Raw genomic sequence first — 19,606 nt, 5'->3', positions numbered from 1 at the left:
CCCCCAGGGAGAACCCAACCCCATGAAACTCGAGCTGCAAGGCATCACCAAGCGCTTCGGCGCTCTCACCGCGAACGATCACATCAGCCTCACCGTCGAGCCTGGCGAGATCCACGCGCTTCTCGGAGAGAACGGCGCCGGCAAGTCCACCCTCATGAACGTGCTCTACGGCCTGTACCAGGCCGACGAGGGCGACATCCTGCTCGACGACGTCGTCCAGCGGTTCGCCGGTCCCGGCGACGCCATGAACGCCGGCATCGGGATGGTGCACCAGCATTTCATGCTCGTGCCGGTCTTCACCGTCGCCGAGAACGTCATGCTCGGCCACGAGGAGACCGCGTTCGGCGGCCGCCTCGACCTTCCGGGAGCGCGCGCGAAGGTGCGCGCGATCTCGCAGCGGTTCGGGTTCGACGTCGACCCCGACGCCATCGTCGAGGAGCTCCCCGTCGGCGTGCAGCAGCGCGTCGAGATCATCAAGGCGCTGTCGCGTGACGCGAAGGTGCTCGTGTTCGACGAGCCGACCGCCGTGCTGACGCCGCAGGAGACCGACGAGCTGATGGCGATCATGCGGCAGCTCCGCGACGCCGGCACCGCGATCGTCTTCATCACCCACAAGCTCCGCGAGGTGCGCGAGGTCGCCGACCGCATCACCGTGATCCGCCTCGGCACGGTCGTCGGCGAGGCCTCGCCCTCGGCGTCCAACGCCGAGCTCGCCTCGCTCATGGTCGGCCGCTCCGTCGAGCTGACCGTGCAGAAGGCGCCGGCCGAGCCGGGCGACGTCGCGCTCGTGGTCGACGACCTCCGCGTCATCGACGCCATCGGCCAGTTCGTCGTCGACGGCGTCTCGTTCGAGCTGCGCCGAGGCGAGATCCTCGCCATCGCCGGCGTGCAGGGCAACGGCCAGACCGAGCTCACCGAGGCGATCCTCGGCCTCCAGCCGCGCGTCGAGGGGCGGATCGAGCTCGACGGCAAGCAGATCCAGGGCCTCAGCGTCCGGAAGGTGCTCGACTCGGGCGTCGGCTTCGTCCCGGAGGACCGGACCGAGGACGGCCTCGTCGGCGAGTTCACCATCGCCGAGAACCTCATGCTCGACCGCTCGCAGTCCGGCCCGTTCGTGAAGCGCGGCTGGCTCCGCCTGGTCGAGCTGGCCGAGTTCGCGACCGAGAAGGTCCGCGAGTTCGACATCCGCAGCCAGGGCATCGCCACTCCGGTGGGCCGCCTGTCGGGCGGAAACCAGCAGAAGGTCGTCCTGGCCCGCGAGCTGTCGCGCGACCTGCGGCTCTTCGTCGCGGCCCAGCCCACCCGCGGCATCGACGTCGGCTCGATCGAGTTCGTCCACAAGCGCATCGTCGAGACCCGCGACTCGGGCGTTCCCGTGATCGTGGTCTCGACCGAGCTCGACGAGGTCACCGCGCTCGCCGACCGCATCGCCGTCATGTACCGCGGCACGATCGTCGGCATCGTCCCCGCCGACACCCCCCGCGACGTCCTCGGCCTCATGATGGCCGGCGAGGTCCCCTCGACGGAGGACGCAGCATGAGCACCCCCACCCCGACCACGCCCGCTCCGGCTCCGGCTCCTGCGCGCGACGCGCAGGCCTCGCGCCTGCTCCGCGACATCGTCCAGAGCAACGCGATGGTGTCCGTCCTCGCCGTCGTCCTCGCGCTGGTGCTCTCGGGCATCCTGATCGCAGCGACCGACCCGACCGTGCAGTCGACGTCCGGCTACTTCTTCGCCCGCCCGGGCGACATGATCCAGGCGGTCTGGCATTCCGTGTCGGTCGCCTACGTGTCGATCTTCCAGGGCAGCGTCATCGACTTCAGCGCCTACGGCTTCGCCGCCGGGATCCACCCGCTGACCGAGACTCTGAACTACGCGATGCCGCTGATCGTCGCGGGCCTCGGGGTGGCGCTCGCGTTCCGCGCCGGCATGTTCAACATCGGCGGCCAGGGGCAGATCCTGATGGGCGCCGCGGCCGCCGGCTGGGTCGGCTTCTCGTTCCACCTGCCGCTGGCCGTCCACCTGCCGCTCGCCATCATCGCGGGTATCGCGGGCGGGGCCCTCTGGGGCTTCATCGTCGGCTTCCTGAAGGCGCGCACCGGCGCGCACGAGGTGATCCTGACGATCATGCTGAACTACGTCGCCCTGTACCTGGTGTCGTTCATGCTCCGGACGCCCGGCCTGCTCCAGGCACCCGGCTCGACGAACCCGCAGTCTCCGGCGACGCTGCCCACGGCGATCCTGCCGAAGCTGCTCGGCCCGAACTTCAACCTCAACGTCGGCTTCCTGCTCGTGATCGCCGCGACGATCTTCTGCTCGTGGCTGCTCAACCGGTCGACGCTCGGCTTCCGCTTCCGCGCCGTGGGCGAGAACCCCCACGCGGCCCGCACCGCCGGCATCAACGTCAAGAACGTCTACGTCTGGGCGATGGTCCTGTCGGGCGCGCTCGTCGGCATCGCCGGCGCCACGCAGGTGCTCGGCACGCTGACCACCGGCTTCTCGTCGGGTATCGACGCGGGCATCGGCTTCGACGCGATCACCGTCGCGCTGCTCGGCCGCTCGCGCCCCTGGGGCGTCTTCGGCGCGGGCATCCTGTTCGGTGCTCTCAAGGCCGGCGGCTACGCCATGCAGGCCGCGAACGGCGTGCCGATCGACATCGTGCTGGTCGTGCAGTCGCTGATCGTCCTGTTCGTGGCGGCGCCGCCGCTGGTGCGGACCATCTTCCGAATCCGGCAGACCGGCTCCGGGTCGCCCCGAATCCGCAAGGCGTCCTCCTCCAAGACCGCGGTGGTGACCAAGTGAGCTCCCTGACCCCCGACGTGGCCGTGCCCGTCGCCGAGACCCCCGGGCTCGCCGTCGCGAAGACGCGCTCCTGGAAGGCACCGATCGCGCTGGGCGCGTTCGTCGTCGTGTCGGTCCTGCTGTTCCTCGTGGCAGGCCGGTCGGGTGACTCGACCTTCCGCCTGTCGTCGTCGACCGACTTCGTCAAGCTCCCCAACGCCGTCCTGCCGACGCGCAGCACCGACATCGTGCTCACGATCGTGCTCGCCGTCATCGCGGTCGCAGCCGCCTACCTGGTGTCGCAGTACCGCCGGGTGCCGATCTGGCTCATCGCGGTGTTCGGCGTCCTGTTCTTCGTCGCCTTCCTCACCTGGGCGGGCGCCGACCAGTCGATCCTGGTGCCCGGCCTTCTCGTCGGGTCGCTCGCCCTCTCGACTCCGCTGATCTTCGGCGCCCTCGGCGGCGTCATCTCGGAGCGGGTCGGCGTCGTGAACGTCGCCATCGAGGGCCAGCTGCTGGGCGGCGCCTTCGTCTCGGCCGTCGTGGCCAGCGTCACCGGGTCGCTCTGGGCCGGCCTCGTCAGCGCCATGGTCGCCGGCGCCCTGGTGTCGATGATCCTGGCCGTCTTCAGCATCCGCTACCTCGTCGACCAGGTCATCGTCGGCGTCGTGCTGAACGTGTTCGTCACCGGCCTGACGAGCTTCCTCTACTCCGAGGTGCTCACCTCGAACGAGAAGCTCAACCAGGGGCTCCGCTTCGCACAGGTCGACATCCCCGGGCTCAGCTCCATCCCGCTGATCGGGCCGCTCTTCTTCCAGCAGAACGTCGTCGTCTACCTGATGTACGTCGCCGTCGCTGTCGTCTTCTTCGGCCTGTTCAAGACCCGCTGGGGCCTCCGCCTCCGCGCGGTCGGCGAGCACCCGCAGGCGGCCGACACCGTGGGTATCCGGGTCAACGCGACCCGCTTCTGGAACGTCTCGCTGGCGGGCGCGATCGCCGGCCTGGGCGGCGCGTTCTTCACCCTCGGCGACCTGGGCGAGTTCCAGAAGTCGATGACCGCGGGTGCCGGCTACATCGCCCTCGCCGCCGTCATCTTCGGGCGCTGGGATCCGATCCGCGCCACGCTCGCGGCTCTTCTCTTCGGCTTCGCCAGCAACCTGCAGAACGTGCTCAGCGCGGTCGGCTCGCCGGTGCCGAGCGAGTTCATGCTGATGCTGCCGTACGTCGTCACGATCCTCGCCGTCGCGGGGCTCGTCGGCCAGTCGAGGGGCCCCGCCGCCTCGGGGAAGCCCTACGTGAAGTCATGACCGACGTCGACTACGAGAGCGTCTTCGACTGGGACGGCCTGCGCGCCACCGCTCGGGAGGCCATGCAGAAGGCCTACGTGCCCTACTCGAAGTTTCCGGTGGGGGCTGCGGCGCTGACCGACGACGGCCGCGTGGTGTCGGGCTGCAACGTCGAGAACGCCTCGTACGGCCTCACGCTGTGCGCCGAGTGCTCGCTCGTGTCGCAGCTGACCATGACCGGCGGGGGCCGCCTCGTCGCGTTCGCCTGCGTCGACGGCAACGGCGGCGTGCTGATGCCGTGCGGCCGCTGCCGGCAGCTGCTCTACGAGCACTCCGCCGAGGGCATGGTGCTCGACACCGTCTCCGGATTCAAGACCATCGACGAGGTGATCCCGGACGCGTTCGGGCCCCGTCAGCTCCAGGCCTACGAGGCCTCCCAGAAGGACTCACAATGACCACTTCCATCGAACCCTTCGACGTCGTCGACCTGATCCGCGTCAAGCGCTCCTCCGGCACGCTGAGCACTGCCCAGATCGACTGGCTGATCGACGCCTACACGCGCGGCTACGTCGCCGACGAGCAGATGTCGGCGCTCACCATGGCGATCTTCCTGAACGGCATGCAGCGCTCCGAGATCCGCGACCTCACGCTCGCCATGATCGCGTCGGGCGAGACGATGTCGTTCGACGGCCTCGGCAGGACGACCGTCGACAAGCACTCCACCGGCGGAGTCGGCGACAAGATCACCCTGCCCCTCGCGCCGCTCGTCGCCTCGTTCGGCGTCGCGGTGCCGCAGCTCTCGGGCCGAGGCCTCGGCCACACGGGCGGGACCCTCGACAAGCTCGAGTCGATCCCCGGCTGGCAGGCGTCGCTCACCAACGAGCGCATGCGCGAGATCCTCGCCGACGAGGGTGCCGTGATCTGCGCCGCCGGAACAGGTCTCGCCCCCGCCGACGCCAAGCTCTACGCGCTCCGCGACATCACCGGCACCGTCGAGGCGATTCCGCTGATCGCGTCGTCGATCATGTCGAAGAAGATCGCCGAGGGCACCGCCGCCCTGGTGCTCGACGTGAAGTTCGGCTCCGGCGCCTTCATCCAGGACTTCACACGGGCGCAGGAACTCGCGCACACCATGGTCGACCTCGGCACCGACGCGGGCGTTCGCACGTCGGCGCTCCTCACCGACATGAGCGTTCCGCTCGGCAAGACGATCGGAAACGCCCTCGAGGTGCGCGAGTCGCTCGAGACCCTCTCGGGCGGCGGCCCGGCCGACATCCGCGAGCTCACCGTGGCCCTGGCGCGCGAGATGCTCGCCGCCGCCGGCCAGCCCGACGCCGACGTCGAGGCCGCTCTCGACGACGGACGAGCCATGGACTCCTGGAACCGCATGATCCGCGCCCAGGGCGGCGACCCTGAGGCCCCGCTGCCGGTGGCGCCGCACACGCACGTCGTCACCGCCGCCGAGTCGGGCTACCTCATCGAGCAGGAGGCGCTGCCGTTCGGCATCGCCGCCTGGCGCCTCGGCGCCGGACGCGCCCGCAAGCAGGATCCGGTGATGGCCACGGCCGGCATCGAGCTGCACGCGAAGCCCGGCGACCAGGTCACCGCCGGCCAGCCGCTCTTCACCCTTCACAGCGAGGACGAATCGCGGTTCGGCCGCGCGCTGGAGGCCGTCGAGGGCGCCTGGAGCATCGGCGGCACGGCCCCGGCGCCCCGGTCTCTCGTCGTGGAGCGAATCTCCTAGATTCACCCCGCCCGCTTGTGGTCGCCGTTCAGTCTGCCGACTGCGGCCACTAGTACGGTTGTCGGTATGAGCGCACCGGATCAGGAGTACCGCCTGCCCAACGGCGGGCCGAGCATCGCGGCGCTGCCGAAGGTCTCGCTCCACGACCACCTCGACGGCGGTCTCCGCCCGACGACGATCGCCGAGCTCGCGCCGGCAGCCGGCATCGAGCTGCCCGAGGGCGACCTCGGCGCCTGGATCGCGGCCCAGGCCGACTCGGGCTCGCTGGTCGAGTACCTGAAGACGTTCGAGATCACCGTCGCTGTCATGCAGACGGCCGAGGCCCTCACCCGGGTCGCCCACGAGTTCGTGCTCGACCTGGCTGCCGACGGCGTCATCCACGGGGAGGTCCGCTGGGCTCCCGAGCAGCACCTGACCCGCGGCCTCACTCTCGACGCCGCGGTCGAGGCGGTCCAGCAGGGTATCGACGACGCGATCGACGACCTCGCCGAGCGCGGCCACGAGATCTCGATCGGCCAGATCCTCTGCGCACTGCGGCACACCGGCGAGTCGCTCGCCATCGCTGAGCTCGCCCTCCGCCACCGCGAGAACGGCGTCGTCGCCTTCGACATCGCGGGCCCCGAGATCGGCTTCCCGGCCGCGGGTCACCGCGCGGCGTTCGACCTGCTCGCGACCGAGTTCCTGCCCGTCACCGTCCACGCGGGCGAGGCCGACGGGCTGGACAGCATCCGCGGCGCCCTCCTCGACGGCCGGGCGCTGCGTCTCGGGCACGGGGTGCGCCTCGCCGACGACGTCAGCGTGATCGGCCGCGAGACCGACCGCACCACCGTGGGCCTGGGTCCGATCGCCACCTGGGTGCGCGACCGCGAGATCACCCTCGAGCTGGCGCCGTCGTCGAACCTGCAGACCGGGGCGATCGCGTTCTGGGGCACCGAGATGTACGACCATCCCTTCGACCTCCTCTACCAGCTGGGCTTCCGCGTCACCGTCAACACCGACAACCGGCTGATGAGCGCCACGAGCCTCAGCCGCGAGCTCGCGCTCCTGTCGCAGGCGTTCGACTACGACCTCAACGACTTCCAGGTCTTCCAGCTGAACGCCGCGGCCGCCGCCTTCCTCCCGCTCGAAGATCGCGACGCGCTCGCCGACCGCATCGCCCTCGGCTTCGAGGAGGCCTGACCCATGACGCTTCCCGCTCTTCCCGACGAGTCCATCGTCATCGCGGCGACGGTCGCCGACTGGCGCGAGGCCGTGCACGCTGCCGGAGCCGCGCTCGTCGCCTCCGGCGTGGCCAAGCCCGGCTACGCGGACGCGATGATCCGCATGATCGAGGAGCACGGCCCCTACGTCGTGATCGCCCCCGGTCTCGCCCTCGCCCACGCGCGGCCCGACGACCAGGTGCACGCCGACGGCCTCGCCGTCGTCACCCTCGCGACGCCGGTCGCCTTCGGCCACCCGCACAACGACCCGGTCGGCGTCGTGCTCGGCCTTGCCGTCGAGTCGGTCGGCGGCCATCTCGAGTCGATCGCCGACCTCGCCAACGTCTTCAACGACCCGAGCATCATCCCGGGTCTCGCAGCGGCGACCTCCGCCGACGAGGTACGGCGACTGATGGGAGTGCCCAGCTCATGAACGGTGTGAACTCGTGAAGATCGTCACCATCTGCGGCGTCGGCATCGGCTCCAGCGGAATCCTCAAGGTGAACGCCGAGCGCGTGCTCGCCGGCCTCGACATCGAGGCCGACGTCGTCGCCGCCGACGTCGCGTCGATCCGCGCCGTCGCCGACGACGCCCAGGTGATCCTGACGTCGGCCGAGTTCGTCGACGCCATCGGCCCGACGTTCGCCGAGGTCATCGTCGTCGTGAACCACTTCGACCTCGAGGAGCTGCGCGAGAAGCTGGTGGCGGCGCTGGGGTGAGTGGGCGCGCGTCGTCAGCGTGCGTGTGCGCCGTCCTTCGGTGAGGACTCGCTGCGTGTCCACGAGGATTCGGCGGCCTCGGTGCACGCCCCACGAGGAGTTCGACGCCTTTCTGCATCCCCGACAAGGATGCCGTCGCCGAGAGTCCTTGCGAACGTGCACCGTCATCGCGCGCGTGCCCTGAGCCGCCGTCCCGCCGTCGCGCCGTCCTCCTTATCTGAGGACGCCGTGCGTGTTCACGAGGATTCGGCGGCGTCGGTGCACGCCCCACGAGGAGTTCGACGCCGTTCTGCATCGCACACAAGGATGCCGTCGCCGAAAGTCCTTGCGAACCGACCCACTCAGCGCAGCAGCGCGCGCACCCCGGCGTCAAGCTCAGCCACGACGGCGTCGGCCGCCGCACGCCGCGCAGCTGCATCGCCGGTCGTGCTCCATGCGTCGATGTACACCTTGAGCTTCGGCTCGGTTCCGCTGGGTCGCACGATGACCCGGGAGCCGTCGTGGCTCTCGTCACCACTGAGCCAGAAGCGCAGGATGTCGCCGGGCGGGAACGACTCGAACCCATCGGCGAAATCGTCGAGCCGATCGACGGGGTGCCCTCCGATTTCGGTCGGCGGCGTCGCGCGCAACGCGGACGTGATGCGGGGGATCTGGGCCAGGTCGGTCACGCGCAACGACACCTGCGACGACGCGAAGGCGCCGAAGCGGGCGTCGAAGTCGGCGAGGTGCTGGCGCAGGGAGCTGCCGCTCGTGGCGAGCTCGGTCGCGAGGGCGAGCATGTCGACCGCAGCCGAGATCCCGTCCTTGTCACGGACCTTGGCCGGGTCGACGAGGTAGCCGAGAGCCTCCTCGTAGCCGTAGACGAGGCCGGGCACGCGCGACACCCACTTGAACCCCGTGAGCGTGTCGACGAACGGCAGCCCGAACGAGTCGGCGACGGCACGGAGCGCCGGCGACGAGACGATGCTCGCGGCCAGTGCGCCCGGCGTCGAATCGGCCGAGGCCGACGAAGCGGTCGCACCGGCACCAGAAGCCGCATCGGACGATGCGGCGGCACCATCAGCGGTCGCACCGGTAGCGGTCGCCCGCTCCGCGGCCCGCCACCCGAGCAGGGCACCGACCTCGTTGCCGGTGAGCTGACGCCAGCTGGTGGACTCGCCGTCGGCACCGGGGATCGCCACCGCGAGCCGGTCGGCGTCGGGGTCGTTGGCGAGGATCAGGTCGGCTTCGACCCGCGAGGCCGTGGCGAACGAGAGGTCCATGGCGCCGGGCTCTTCGGGGTTCGGGAACGCGACGGTGGGGAAGGCGGCGTCGGGCGCCACCTGCTCGGCGACCGGGATCGGCTCGGGGAAGCCCGCCGTGGCGAACACACGCCGCGCGACCTCCCAACCGACGCCGTGCATAGCTGTGTAGACGACGCGGAGCGGCGCAGGGGTCGCCGCCGGCGCAGCGTCGACGAGGGCGGGCTCCGCCAGTGGGTCTGACGTGCCGGAGATCGCCGCCGTCACCCGCACGTACTCGCTCACCAGGTCGTCGCCGGCGGTCTCGTACTCGTCGGAGCGCGCAAGGTCGAGCACCGAGCCGCGTGCCACTTCGTCGATGAATGCGGCGATCTGGCCGTCGACCGGGCTGACGATCTGCGACCCGTGGTCGTCGTCGCCCAGGTACACCTTGTAGCCGTTGTCGCGCGGGGGGTTGTGGCTGGCCGTGACCATGACGCCGGCCGAGACATCGAGGTGCCGCACGGCGAACGCGAGCACGGGCGTCGGCAGAGCGCGGGGGAGCAGCACAGCGCGGATACCCGCCCCGGCCATGATCTCGGCGGTGTCGCGGGCGAAGACGTCGGAGTTGGTGCGGCCGTCGTAGCCGATGACGATGCTCGGGGCCCGACGAGTCCGTTCCTGCGACCCGGAGGAAACGCTGCCCTCGGCCCCGGACGTGCCCGCACCCGACGACCTCGAGAGCAGGAACTTCGCGAAACCGCCGGCGGCCTGGCCGACCAGCACGCGGTTCATGCGCGTCGAGCCCGCCCCCAGCTCGCCGCGGAGCCCCGCGGTGCCGAACTGCAGGCGTCCGTCGAACCGGTCGGCGAGATCGGCCGCAGCGGTCTCGTCGCCGCCGTCGGCCGCGGTCACCAGAGCGGTGAGCTCGTCGCGGGTCTCGGGGTCGGGGTCTTGCGCGAGCCAGGCCTCGGCGGTGGCGCGGAGGGTCTCTGGCAGGCTCACAGCGCCGCCACGACGCGGGCGAGGAGGTCGCTGATCACCGGCTCTGCCGTGCGGCCGGCTTCGAGTACTTCGGCGTGGCTGAGCGGCTCGGGCGAGATGCCGGCGGCGAGGTTGGTGATCAGCGAGAAGCCGAGCACCTCCATGCCCGACTGGCGGGCGGCGATCGCCTCGAGGCTGGTCGACATCCCGACGATGTGACCGCCGATCGCCTTGGCCATCTGCACCTCGGCCGGGGTCTCGTAGTGCGGCCCGCGGAACTGGCAGTACACGCCCTCGTCGAGGCTCGGGTCGATGGTGCGCGCGATGTCGCGGAGGCGCTTCGAGTAGAGGTCGGTGAGGTCGATGAACGTCGCGCCCTCGAGGGGCGAGTCGGCTGTCAGGTTGATGTGATCGCTGATGAGCACGGGCTGCCCGGGGGTCCAGCTCTCGCGGATGCCGCCGGCGCCGTTGGTCAGGATCATGATCTTCGCGCCGGTGGCCGCCGCGGTGCGGACGCTGTGGACGACTCGGCGGACTCCGTGCCCCTCGTAGTAGTGCGTGCGCGCGCCGATGATGAGCGCGTGCCGGCCGTCGGCCAGACGGACGCTGCGCAGCGTGCCGGAGTGGCCCACGACCGCCGAAGCGGTGAAGCCGGTGATCTCGGCGGCGGGCACCTCGGCGACGGTCTCGCCCAGCAGCTCGGAGGCCTTGCCCCAGCCGCTGCCCAGGGTGAGGGCGATGTCGTGGCGGGCGACGCCGGTGGCGCTCGCGATCTCGGCGGCGGCCGTCTGCGCGATCTCGGCGGGGTCGGCGGACGGGTCGTCGAGCGGGTTCGCGCCGACGGGATTCGTGGTGGTCGAAGACATGCGAACCACTCTAGGGGCCGTCGGGGATCCCTCGTCGAGACTCTCCACAGGCCGCAGGATGTCAGCGAGTACGACGATGGCAAGCGCTCTGACCAGCGCCAGGAACCCCCGCATCGCGGGTGAGCAGTTCTCCACAGGGTGCAGGAACTCGCGTGGTCTCTCCACAGCGCACCGCCTCTTTCGTTCCGTGCCCAGCCGCCGCCGCAGGCTCGGGGCATGGACAACTTCGAGCGCATCCTTCGTTCCGCCGGCGGCATCGCCACGACCCGCGGGCTCTCCTCCGGCGGCGTCGCCCCGCGGCACCTGGCGGCCGCCGTGGCCGACGGGCGGCTGCTGCGAGTGCGGCGCGGCCTCTACGCCCTGCCGGACGCGTCGCCGGCCGCGCTGCTCGCGGTGCGTGCGGGCGGGCGGCTGGCGGGGCTCTCGGCCGCGGCTTCATATGGTCTCTGGGACGGCTGCGACGACCGGCTGCACGTCGTCGTGCCGCGGAACTCCGCGATGGTCCCGAAGACGCGGCGCGAGCAGCTCCGCTCGGTCCGGACGATCGAGGGGCGGACAGTGGTCGTGCACTGGAACGACGACCCTCGCGATGTCGCCTGGGCCTGGCGCGTGTCGCCCGAGCGCTGCCTGCGTCAGGTGCTCCGCTGGGCGGACCTCGAGACGGCGACCGCGACCGTCGAGAGCGCGCTCACGACGGGTCTCGTCGAGCAGGAGACGGTGTATCGAATCGCATCGGGGCTCACTCCGTCAGCTGGGCGGGCGATCGAGCGGTGTCGGCCGGGCGCGCAGTCCGGGCTGGAGACGATCGTGCGGCTGCGCCTCGAGCGGCTCGGCTACGTGGTGGAGCGGCAGGCCTCGCTGTCGCGGGTCGGGCACGTCGACCTGCGCCTGCTCGGCACGCGCGTCGCCGTCGAGGTGGACGGCTTCGCGTTCCACGGCAGCCGGGCGCAGTTCGGCGAGGACCGACGGCGGGATGCCGAAGCCGCTGCGCAGGGGATCGTGACGCTGCGCTTCACCGCCGACCACGTGCGCGACCAGTGGCCGTGGGTGGAGCGGATGGTGCTGGATGCCGTGGCGAACGTGGCGTCGTGAGTACGGCAGTTCGCAAGGACTCTCGCGAGGGTCGTCCTCGGGAAGGGACGAAAACGGGGCGGATTGCCTTGTGGGCGGTGCAGAACGGGCGTGCGCTCCTTGCGAAGGCGCGCGACGTCCTTGTACAAGGAACGGGCACGACAACAGGAACGGGCACGACGACAGGAACGGGCACGACAGCAGGAACGGGCACGACAGCAGGAACGGGCACACGGGCGCCCAGCACCACGCCGCCCGCGCCCCGCTCAGTCCTCGATGCTCAGCAGCACGTGTCCCGACGACACCGTCGCGCCGACGGTCGCGTCGATGCCCGACACGACGCCGTCGCGGTGGGCGGCGACCGGCTGCTCCATCTTCATCGCCTCGAGCACGAGGACGAGGTCGCCCTTGACGACCTTCTGCCCGTTCTCGACGGCGAGCTTGACTACGGTAGCCTGCATCGGCGCCTTGACCGCGTTGCCGGTGGCGACGGCGCCACCGCTGCGGGCGCCGCTGCGACGCCTGCTCGGCGCGACCGGGTCGGAGGAGCGGGTGCCGAGCGACGCGGGGAGCGTCACCTCGATGCGCTTTCCGGCGACCTCCACGACGACCGTCGAGCGCTCGCCGGCGACGGACGGGGCCGAGGCCTCGCCGCTCCAGGCGGGGATCGTGTTGTCGAAGTCGGTCTCGATCCAGCGCGTGTAGATGGAGAACGGCTTGCCGCCCTCGGGGGCGAAGGCGGGGTCGGAGACGATCGCGCGATGGAAGGGGAGCACGGTCGGCAGGCCGGCCACCTCGAACTCGTCGAGTGCGCGGCGCGAGCGTTCGAGGGCGTCCTCGCGCGAGGCGCCGGTCACGATGAGCTTGGCGAGGAGGGAGTCGAACGCGCCGGAGATCTCGTCGCCCGACTGCACGCCGGTGTCGACGCGGACGCCGGGGCCGCCGGGCGCCTTGAAGACGTGGACGGGGCCGGGTGCCGGGAGGAAGTTCCTGCCCGGGTCTTCGCCGTTGATGCGGAACTCGAACGAGTGGCCGACGGGCTCGGGGTCGTCGTAGTCGAGGACGCCGCCCTCGGCGAGGCGGAACTGCTCGCGGACCAGGTCGATGCCGGTGACCTCTTCGCTGACCGGGTGCTCGACCTGCAGGCGGGTGTTGACCTCGAGGAAGGAGACCGTGCCGTCTCTGCCGATGAGGAACTCGCAGGTGCCGGCGCCGACGTAGCCGACCTCGCGGAGGATCGCCTTCGAAGCGGCGTAGAGGGCGTCGTGCTGGGCGTCGGTGAGGAAGGGCGCGGGCGCCTCTTCGACGAGCTTCTGGTGGCGGCGCTGAAGCGAGCAGTCGCGGGTCGAGACGACGACGACGTTGCCGTGCTGGTCGGCGAGGCACTGGGTCTCGACGTGCCGGGGCTCGTCGAGGTACTTCTCGACGAAGCACTCGCCGCGACCGAAGGCGGCGATGGCCTCGCGGGTCGCGGAGTCGAACATCTCGGGCACCTCTTCGCGGGTGCGGGCGACCTTGAGACCGCGACCGCCGCCGCCGAACGCCGCCTTGATGGCGACCGGGAGGCCGTGCGTGTCGACGAAGTCGAGCACCTCGTCGGCGCCGGAGACCGGGTTCAGGGTGCCGGGAGCGAGCGGCGCTCCGACCCGCTCGGCGATGTGCCGAGCGGACACCTTGTCGCCGAGCTGCTCGATCGCCTCGGGCGAGGGGCCGATCCAGACGAGCCCCGCATCGATGACGGCGCGGGCGAAGTCGGCGTTCTCGGCGAGGAATCCGTAGCCGGGGTGCACGGCGTCGGCGCCCGAGCGGCGGGCCACCGAGAGGATCTTGTCGATCACGAGGTAGGTGTCGGCGCTCGTGGTGCCGTCGAGCGAGTAGGCCTCGTCGGCGAGGCGGGCGTGGAGCGCGTCGCGGTCTTGGTCGGCGTAGACCGCGACGGACGCGATGCTGCTGTCTCGCGCGGCGCGGATGACCCGCACTGCGATCTCTCCACGGTTGGCGATGAGCACCTTTGTAATACGCGGCATGAGAACCAAGCCTAGGGGTACCGAATGCACCCCCTTTGGATGCCCCGCACAAAAACGGGCAATCGGCACAGGAGGTGGTCTACAAGTCTGTCGGCCACAGCTCGTGCCACTCGACGCCGAAGTGCTGCCGGAAGAGACGTCGGAGCACGGGGATCGAGAGGCCCACCACCGCAGACGGCGTGCCCTCGATGTCGGTGATGAAGGCCGAGGCGAGTCCGTCGATGGTGAAGGCGCCGGCGACCTCGAGCGGTTCGCGCGAGGCGACGTAGGCGGCGATCTCGGCGTCGGTCAGGTCGTCGGCGAAGGTGAGCCGGGCCGAGGCCGTGGCTGACGCGCCCTGGTGGGGAACCCCGCCGCGATGGTCCAGGAGGTGGTGGCCCGAGTGCAGCACGCCGTGCCCGACCCGGGCCATCTGCGCCCACCGCGCGGTGGCGACGGCCGGCTCGTGCGGCTTGCCGAGCACGTCGCCCTCGATCTCGAACGCCGAGTCGCCCCCGAGCACGAAGCCGTCGATCGGCTCGCCGTCGACAGTGGCGCCGATCACGGCCTCGGCCTTGGCCCGCGCCAGGAGAGACACGGTCTCGACGGCATCGAGGGGACGGCCGAGCCGGAGCGACTCGACGGCGACCGCCTCGTCCTCGTCGACGCCGGGGGAGATCAGCACCGGCTCGATGCCGGCGGCGCGCAGGAGCGAGAGGCGGGCGGGGGAGGTGCTGGCGAGGTAGAGGCGGACCGTCATGCGACCAGCTTGGCGCATGCGGCGAGGAGCGCGCGTGGACAATAGGAGGCATGGGTGAACTCACTGGCCAGGACGTCGACCTCGACGTCACCTCCATCGCGCACGGCGGGATCTCCGTCGCGCGGCTCGACGGACGGGTCGTCTTCGTGAGCGACGCGATCCCCGGCGAGCGAGTGCGCGCCCGCATCACCGACGACCGCAAGAAGTCGTTCTGGCGAGCCGACGCCGTCGAGGTGCTCGAGGCGTCGCCGCACCGCCAGGAGCACGTCTGGTCGGCGGCCTCCATCGATCGCGATCCGTCGCAGCGAGCCGGTGGCGCCGAGTTCGGCCACATCGCCCTCGATCACCAGCGCGAGCTGAAGCGCCAGGTCCTCGCCGACGCCCTCGAGCGCATGGGCAGGATCACCCCCGAGGTCGTCGTGGAGCCCCTCGCCGGCGACGACGGCGTCTCGGGCACGCGGTGGCGCACCCGCGTGCGCCTGCACGTCGACGAGGCGGGCAGACCCGGCCCGTACGCCGCCCGCTCGCACACGGTCGTCGCCGTCGACGACCTCCCCCTGGCCACCGCGGCGGTCGAGGAGGCCGCGCCTCTCGACCAGCTGTTCGCCGGCGAGGAGCACGTCGACGTGCTCGAGCCGAGCGAGGGCGGCGCCCGCCTGATCATCGGCAAGCAGGCGCGGACCACAGTGGTCGAGCGCGTCGGCGATCGCGAGTTCCGCCTCGACGACGGCGGTTTCTGGCAGGTGCACCACGGAGCGGCGACGACGCTCACCGCAGCCGTCCAGGACCTCATCGACCCGGACCTGTTCGACCCGCGTGCCATGAACCTCGACCTCTACGGGGGAGTGGGCCTGCTGGCCGCCGCGGTCGGCGACCGCTTCGGCCAGGCCGTCCGGATCACCAGCGTCGAGAGCGACCCGCGGGCGACCGACCACGCCTCCGAGAACCTCAAGGAGTGGATCGGCGCCACCGCCGAGACCGGACGCGTCGAGCGCTGGATCCGCGACCTCGCCACGAAGCTCAGCAAGGGCGAGAGCGACCGCCTGGCCAAGGCCACGATCGTGCTCGACCCACCCCGATCGGGGGCTGGGAAAGACGTGGTGGGGCGGATAACGTCGGCAGGGCCCGCGCAGGTGATCTATGTCGCCTGCGATCCGGTCGCGCTCGCTCGGGACGTCGCCCTCTTCGCGGAGGACGGCTACGCAGTCGAGGGCATTCGTGCCTTCGACCTGTTCCCGAACACCCACCATCTTGAAACCGTGGTGCGCCTCGCCCGTCGAGAGTGACCGATCCCGATAGAATTCCGGGTGGACGCCCGGGGAAATCAGGGACCCGACGCGTCCATCGAACGAAGGATGATCGTGCCAGAAACCACGACTGACCCGAGCAACGCTCCCACACCCCGGAGCGCCGCTCCCGTCCGCGTCGCCATCGTCGACGACCACGAGTCGGTGCGCCTCGGCATTCAGGCGGCGTGCCAGAACGAGGGCTTCACCGTGATCCTCACGGCGGCCGGCGTCCAGGAGTTCGTCGACAACCTCGCCGGGCGCGAGGTCGACGTCGTGGTGCTCGACCTCTCCCTCGGCGACGGCTCGACCGTCACCGAGAACGTCAAGCGCGTGCAGGCGACCGGCTCGGCCGTCCTCGTCCACAGCATCGCCGACCGCGTCGCATCGGTCCGCGAGGCGCTGGCCGCAGGCGCCGCCGGTGTCATCCCGAAGTCGTCCGCGACCAAGACCGTCATGGCCGCCGTCGCGACCGTCGCCCGCGGCGACGTCCTGAACAACCTCGAGTGGGCGAGCGCGATCGACGCCGACCGTGACTTCGCCAAGGCGCAGCTCGGGCGGCGGGAGCGCGAGATCCTGCACCTCTATGCATCGGGTCTGCCGCTCAAGCTGGCCGCCCAGCAGCTCGGCATCGGCTACTCGACCGCGCGCGAGTACCTCGACCGCATCCGCGTGAAGTACGTCGAGGTCGGCCGCCCGGCCCCGACGAAGGTCGACCTCCTGCGCCGGGCCGTCGAAGACGGAATCCTGCCCGGGCTCGATGCGGACGGCGGCGATGGCCGCTGACGGAGCCTCCTCCGTTCCTGCGTTCCGACCGAGGCCCACACGCAACCCGATCAGCGGCCCGCTGCTCGACAAGATCTTCGCGCGCGCTCTAGCCGCACTCGGGATCGTCTTCGGCCTCCAGTCGATCCCCTCCCTGATCGCGCAGCAGGGCAGCATGCAGCCCGCCTGGGGCTGGATCATCTCGATCGCCGTCTTCGGCGGCATCCTCGCCGTGGGCGTGGCGAGCGTCTTCATGCGCGGCATCGAGACCGCGGCCGCGTTCGTCGCGATCTCGTTCCTGGTCGCGCTCGTGACCTGGCCGCTCGCCGTGCGCGACCCGACGACCGTCCTGCCCCAGTCGCCCTGGCTGTACTACCTCATCTCGGTCGCGACCTCGGCCGCCGCCATCGCCTTCTCGCGCTGGATCGCCACCGTCTACCTGATCCTGGCGCCGACGATCTACGGCCTCATCGAGCTCACGCCATCGGGCGGCGGCCTCCTGCCGTTCTGGGCCTCGCTCGACACGATCTACTCGGTGATCCTCGGTGGTGCCGTCCTGATCCTGATCATCCTGCTGCGGCAGGCGTCCGCCGCAGTGGACGGAGCCCAGAACATGGCGGTCGCGCGGTACTCGGGAGCCATCCGCGAGCACGCGACCGAGCTCGAGCGCGTGCAGGTCGACGCGATCGTCCACGACAGCGTCCTGACGACCTTCATCTCGGCGGCGCGCGCCTACTCGCCCGACGAGATGGCGCTGGCCACGACGATGGCCCGGAACGCGATGTCGCACCTGACCACCTCGGCCAGCGTCACCCCGTTCGACGAGTCGTCGACGTCGCTGACGTCGATGCAGGAGCGCATCGAGGTCCTGATCGACGGGCTCGGCGCGGAGGTCGAGGTGAGCTCGAAAGGCCTCGACGACCACTCCATCCCGGCCGGGGCCGCTGAGGCGCTCTACTCGGCAGCCGTCCAGGCCGTGGTCAACAGCGTCCAGCACGCCGGCGGCGACGACGTGTCGCGGTGGGTGAGCCTCAAGTGGGCCGGCGGCCGGGTGCGAGTCGAGGTCGGCGACACCGGCTCCGGCTTCAACCCGGCAGCCGTCCCGGGCGAACGGCTCGGAGTCCGCGTCTCGATCACCGAGCGGCTGTCGAACGCCGGCGGCGAGGCCACCATCCACACCAAGACCGGCTCCGGCACGGTCATCGACCTGGTCTGGCCGCGGCAGGCGCCGCGAGCCGAAGAGCCAGACGCCGCCGAATCCATCCCCGAGCGCTCGATCCCCGAGCACGCAACCGTCCAGCAGGAGATCTCGTGAACGTCAAGCTTCCCCGCTGGCTGCCTATCGGCCTCGCCGGCATCTTCTCGCTGTACCACCTGCTGCTGGCCTTCGTGTCGCTCGAGGTGCCGCGCAACCCGGTGCCGGTGCTCATCTGCATGGCGCTCTACGCCGCGGCGACGATCGTCGCGCTCTACCCGAACAAGTCGAAGAGCCTCACCATGCCGGTGTGGATCGCATGCCTGTGCCTCGCCGTCTCGATCATCCTTCCGCTCGCCGTCGCGTCGCAGCTCGACCCGCACCGCCCCGGCGGCAACGGCTACGCCACCTGGTACGTCGCCGCCGTCGGCACCCTCATGGTCATCGTGTCGACCCGTCGCCGTCACGGATTCGCCTGGGCCGGTGTCGGATTCCTCGTCGTGCACTCGGTTGTCTGGAGCGGCACCTTCGCCGACGTCGCCAGCCTCGGCGTGGTCGGCAGCGTGAGCTGGGTCGGCATCTCACACGCTCTGCAGGTCACGCTGGCGCGCGCCAGCCGAGACACCCGCGAGTTCATCCGGGCCGAGCAGGAGGCCGCCGACTGGCAGGCCGCTCAGGAGGCCCACGTCAACGAGCGCCAGTTCCGGCTGCTCCAGACCGGCCGCACCGCCCGCCCCATGCTGCAGCGCATCGTCGCCGCGGGTGGCGACCTCACCGAGGCCGAACGCCAGGAGTGCCTGAACCTCGAGGGGGCGATCCGCGACGAGATCCGCGGACGCCGGCTGCTCAGCGACGACGTGCGCCACGAGGTCATGGCAGCGCGCCGCCGCGGCACCATCGTCAGCCTGCTCGACGAGGGCGGGATCGACGACCTCGAAGACGGCGAGCTCGCCCGCGTCCACGCCGCCCTCGCCAGCGCGATCCGCGACTCATCGGCCGACCGCCTCATCATCCGCACGGTGGCTCCCGGCAGCGAGTACGCCGTGACCGTCGTCGGCCTCAGTTCCGAAGACCTCCAGTCGAGCGCGCTCGGTTCGTCGAACGCCGACGGCGAGGACTTCGATGACGACGAAGACGACGACGACGAAGACGAGGTCAGCCTGTGGCTGCAGATCCCGCGCTCGTCCGTGCCCGCTGACGCCGTAGACGCCTGATCGCGCAGGAACTCGGGAGCCCCGCCGACCTCGGCGCCGCCCCCGACACCGCCGCCGCCACCCGCCCCGAGCCCGCCGCCACTGCCGCCGCCGGGCGGTAAGCCCGACGGAACGGCACGATCCCGGCGCGGCGACGGCGGGGCTGTGCCGATCCGGCGGGGCTGGGGTGGACCCCGCGAAGCGGCACCCGCCCGAGCGTGCCGCTTAACTGCAGAAGGGCCGGACACCCAGTCCGGCCCTTCGCAAAACCCCCGAGTCAGGGCGACAACCCGAATATCACCCTGACTCGCCCCCGAACAGTCACAGGCTTGCTTACCCTAGTAAGCCCTGGCCGCGTGGCGGCCCCTGTTCGGTGGTGTAACTCTGAGAGAGACACCTAGCACAAGTAATAATGCCGAACTGAGCGTGTTGCCAAAAGTCGTCATTTAGGGGGACACCGGGGGGCAGACAGTCCGGTTCGTTTCGACCCGATGCCCCCCCGTTGTGGGGATGTCTGCCGCACATGATCGA

17 protein-coding genes are annotated in these 19,606 nt (G+C 70.8%); 13 read left to right on the top strand and 4 right to left on the bottom strand.

Annotated features, from left to right (window positions below; translation table 11 throughout):
• Nucleotides 1-22 precede the first annotated feature (22 nt).
• The 8 genes from AC07TY_RS14620 to AC07TY_RS14585 all read left to right on the top strand — a co-directional run bounded on the left by AC07TY_RS14620 (nucleotide 23) and on the right by AC07TY_RS14585 (nucleotide 7,729).
• Nucleotides 23-1,540, top strand: coding sequence for an ABC transporter ATP-binding protein (locus AC07TY_RS14620; protein WP_494785778.1), 1,518 nt, complete (start codon nucleotides 23-25; stop codon nucleotides 1,538-1,540).
• Nucleotides 1,537-2,802, top strand: coding sequence for an ABC transporter permease (locus tag AC07TY_RS14615; protein WP_494785777.1), 1,266 nt, complete (start codon nucleotides 1,537-1,539; stop codon nucleotides 2,800-2,802). Before AC07TY_RS14620 ends, AC07TY_RS14615 begins: the two co-directional genes overlap by 4 nt.
• Nucleotides 2,799-4,088, top strand: a complete 1,290-nt coding sequence (locus AC07TY_RS14610) for an ABC transporter permease (RefSeq protein WP_494785776.1) — start codon at nucleotides 2,799-2,801, stop codon at nucleotides 4,086-4,088. The genes AC07TY_RS14615 and AC07TY_RS14610 overlap by 4 nt, the downstream gene beginning before the upstream one ends.
• Nucleotides 4,085-4,522 (top strand): cytidine deaminase, encoded by a 438-nt coding sequence (locus AC07TY_RS14605; RefSeq protein ID WP_494785775.1) that lies wholly within the window; start codon nucleotides 4,085-4,087, stop codon nucleotides 4,520-4,522. Before AC07TY_RS14610 ends, AC07TY_RS14605 begins: the two co-directional genes overlap by 4 nt.
• Entirely contained in the window at nucleotides 4,519-5,811 is a 1,293-nt protein-coding gene (locus AC07TY_RS14600) for a thymidine phosphorylase (RefSeq protein ID WP_123507299.1), read from the top strand. The genes AC07TY_RS14605 and AC07TY_RS14600 overlap by 4 nt, the downstream gene beginning before the upstream one ends.
• 66 nt (nucleotides 5,812-5,877) lie before the next feature.
• Entirely contained in the window at nucleotides 5,878-6,990 is a 1,113-nt protein-coding gene (locus AC07TY_RS14595; RefSeq protein WP_494785774.1) for an adenosine deaminase, read from the top strand.
• Nucleotides 6,991-6,993: 3 nt separating this feature from the next.
• The gene (locus tag AC07TY_RS14590; protein WP_494785773.1) at nucleotides 6,994-7,443 is read left to right on the top strand and encodes a PTS sugar transporter subunit IIA; all 450 of its coding nucleotides are present in this window, start codon (nucleotides 6,994-6,996) and stop codon (nucleotides 7,441-7,443) included.
• A 13-nt stretch (nucleotides 7,444-7,456) separates the two neighbouring features.
• On the top strand, nucleotides 7,457-7,729 hold the full coding sequence (locus AC07TY_RS14585; RefSeq protein WP_488624386.1) for a PTS sugar transporter subunit IIB: 273 nt from the start codon (nucleotides 7,457-7,459) through the stop codon (nucleotides 7,727-7,729).
• Nucleotides 7,730-8,070: 341 nt separating this feature from the next.
• Here the strand turns inward: AC07TY_RS14585 and AC07TY_RS14580 are convergent, their stop codons facing one another.
• Both AC07TY_RS14580 and AC07TY_RS14575 read right to left on the bottom strand, forming a co-directional pair.
• Nucleotides 8,071-9,948, bottom strand: coding sequence for a phospho-sugar mutase (locus tag AC07TY_RS14580; protein ID WP_494785912.1), 1,878 nt, complete (start codon nucleotides 9,946-9,948; stop codon nucleotides 8,071-8,073).
• Nucleotides 9,949-9,950: 2 nt separating this feature from the next.
• Nucleotides 9,951-10,799, bottom strand: coding sequence for a purine-nucleoside phosphorylase (locus tag AC07TY_RS14575; RefSeq protein WP_123507295.1), 849 nt, complete (start codon nucleotides 10,797-10,799; stop codon nucleotides 9,951-9,953).
• A gap of 216 nt (nucleotides 10,800-11,015) precedes the next feature.
• Here AC07TY_RS14575 and AC07TY_RS14570 point away from each other — a divergent pair, with 216 nt between their 5' ends.
• Nucleotides 11,016-11,891 carry a type IV toxin-antitoxin system AbiEi family antitoxin domain-containing protein gene (locus AC07TY_RS14570; protein WP_494785772.1) on the top strand — a complete coding sequence of 292 codons (876 nt, stop codon included), beginning with the start codon at nucleotides 11,016-11,018 and terminating at the stop codon, nucleotides 11,889-11,891.
• Nucleotides 11,892-12,136: 245 nt separating this feature from the next.
• Here the strand turns inward: AC07TY_RS14570 and AC07TY_RS14565 are convergent, their stop codons facing one another.
• Nucleotides 12,137-13,897, bottom strand: coding sequence for an acetyl/propionyl/methylcrotonyl-CoA carboxylase subunit alpha (locus tag AC07TY_RS14565; protein ID WP_494785771.1), 1,761 nt, complete (start codon nucleotides 13,895-13,897; stop codon nucleotides 12,137-12,139).
• Nucleotides 13,898-13,976: 79 nt separating this feature from the next.
• Complete coding sequence (locus tag AC07TY_RS14560) at nucleotides 13,977-14,636, bottom strand: Maf family protein (protein ID WP_123507291.1); 660 nt, start codon at nucleotides 14,634-14,636, stop codon at nucleotides 13,977-13,979.
• A 50-nt stretch (nucleotides 14,637-14,686) separates the two neighbouring features.
• Here AC07TY_RS14560 and AC07TY_RS14555 point away from each other — a divergent pair, with 50 nt between their 5' ends.
• From AC07TY_RS14555 to AC07TY_RS14540, 4 genes are all read left to right on the top strand, one after another.
• On the top strand, nucleotides 14,687-15,922 hold the full coding sequence (locus AC07TY_RS14555; protein WP_488624380.1) for a class I SAM-dependent RNA methyltransferase: 1,236 nt from the start codon (nucleotides 14,687-14,689) through the stop codon (nucleotides 15,920-15,922).
• Between the two features lie 75 nt (nucleotides 15,923-15,997).
• The gene (locus tag AC07TY_RS14550) at nucleotides 15,998-16,708 is read left to right on the top strand and encodes a response regulator transcription factor (protein WP_123507550.1); all 711 of its coding nucleotides are present in this window, start codon (nucleotides 15,998-16,000) and stop codon (nucleotides 16,706-16,708) included.
• Nucleotides 16,698-18,002, top strand: a complete 1,305-nt coding sequence (locus AC07TY_RS14545; RefSeq protein ID WP_488624379.1) for a sensor histidine kinase — start codon at nucleotides 16,698-16,700, stop codon at nucleotides 18,000-18,002. The genes AC07TY_RS14550 and AC07TY_RS14545 overlap by 11 nt, the downstream gene beginning before the upstream one ends.
• The gene (locus tag AC07TY_RS14540; protein WP_123507288.1) at nucleotides 17,999-19,096 is read left to right on the top strand and encodes a DUF8320 family protein; all 1,098 of its coding nucleotides are present in this window, start codon (nucleotides 17,999-18,001) and stop codon (nucleotides 19,094-19,096) included. The genes AC07TY_RS14545 and AC07TY_RS14540 overlap by 4 nt, the downstream gene beginning before the upstream one ends.
• The last annotated feature ends 510 nt before the right edge of the window (nucleotides 19,097-19,606 follow it).

It is taken from the genome of Frondihabitans sp. GW821-FHT04F02, assembly GCF_059420045.1.
This window is presented reverse-complemented; position numbering and strand designations above follow the sequence as displayed.

Excerpts from the sequence above, each read along its gene's own strand:
- AC07TY_RS14620 (WP_494785778.1), top strand. The coding sequence starts at position 23 with ATGAAACTCGAGCTGCAAGGCATCACCAAGCGCTTCGGCGCTCTCACC.
- AC07TY_RS14615 (WP_494785777.1), top strand. The coding sequence starts at position 1,537 with ATGAGCACCCCCACCCCGACCACGCCCGCTCCGGCTCCGGCTCCTGCG.
- AC07TY_RS14605 (WP_494785775.1), top strand. The coding sequence starts at position 4,085 with ATGACCGACGTCGACTACGAGAGCGTCTTCGACTGGGACGGCCTGCGC.
- AC07TY_RS14600 (WP_123507299.1), top strand. The coding sequence starts at position 4,519 with ATGACCACTTCCATCGAACCCTTCGACGTCGTCGACCTGATCCGCGTC.
- AC07TY_RS14595 (WP_494785774.1), top strand. The coding sequence starts at position 5,878 with ATGAGCGCACCGGATCAGGAGTACCGCCTGCCCAACGGCGGGCCGAGC.
- AC07TY_RS14590 (WP_494785773.1), top strand. The coding sequence starts at position 6,994 with ATGACGCTTCCCGCTCTTCCCGACGAGTCCATCGTCATCGCGGCGACG.
- AC07TY_RS14575 (WP_123507295.1), bottom strand. The coding sequence starts at position 10,799 with ATGTCTTCGACCACCACGAATCCCGTCGGCGCGAACCCGCTCGACGAC.
- AC07TY_RS14570 (WP_494785772.1), top strand. The coding sequence starts at position 11,016 with ATGGACAACTTCGAGCGCATCCTTCGTTCCGCCGGCGGCATCGCCACG.
- AC07TY_RS14565 (WP_494785771.1), bottom strand. The coding sequence starts at position 13,897 with ATGCCGCGTATTACAAAGGTGCTCATCGCCAACCGTGGAGAGATCGCA.
- AC07TY_RS14560 (WP_123507291.1), bottom strand. The coding sequence starts at position 14,636 with ATGACGGTCCGCCTCTACCTCGCCAGCACCTCCCCCGCCCGCCTCTCG.
- AC07TY_RS14555 (WP_488624380.1), top strand. The coding sequence starts at position 14,687 with ATGGGTGAACTCACTGGCCAGGACGTCGACCTCGACGTCACCTCCATC.
- AC07TY_RS14545 (WP_488624379.1), top strand. The coding sequence starts at position 16,698 with ATGGCCGCTGACGGAGCCTCCTCCGTTCCTGCGTTCCGACCGAGGCCC.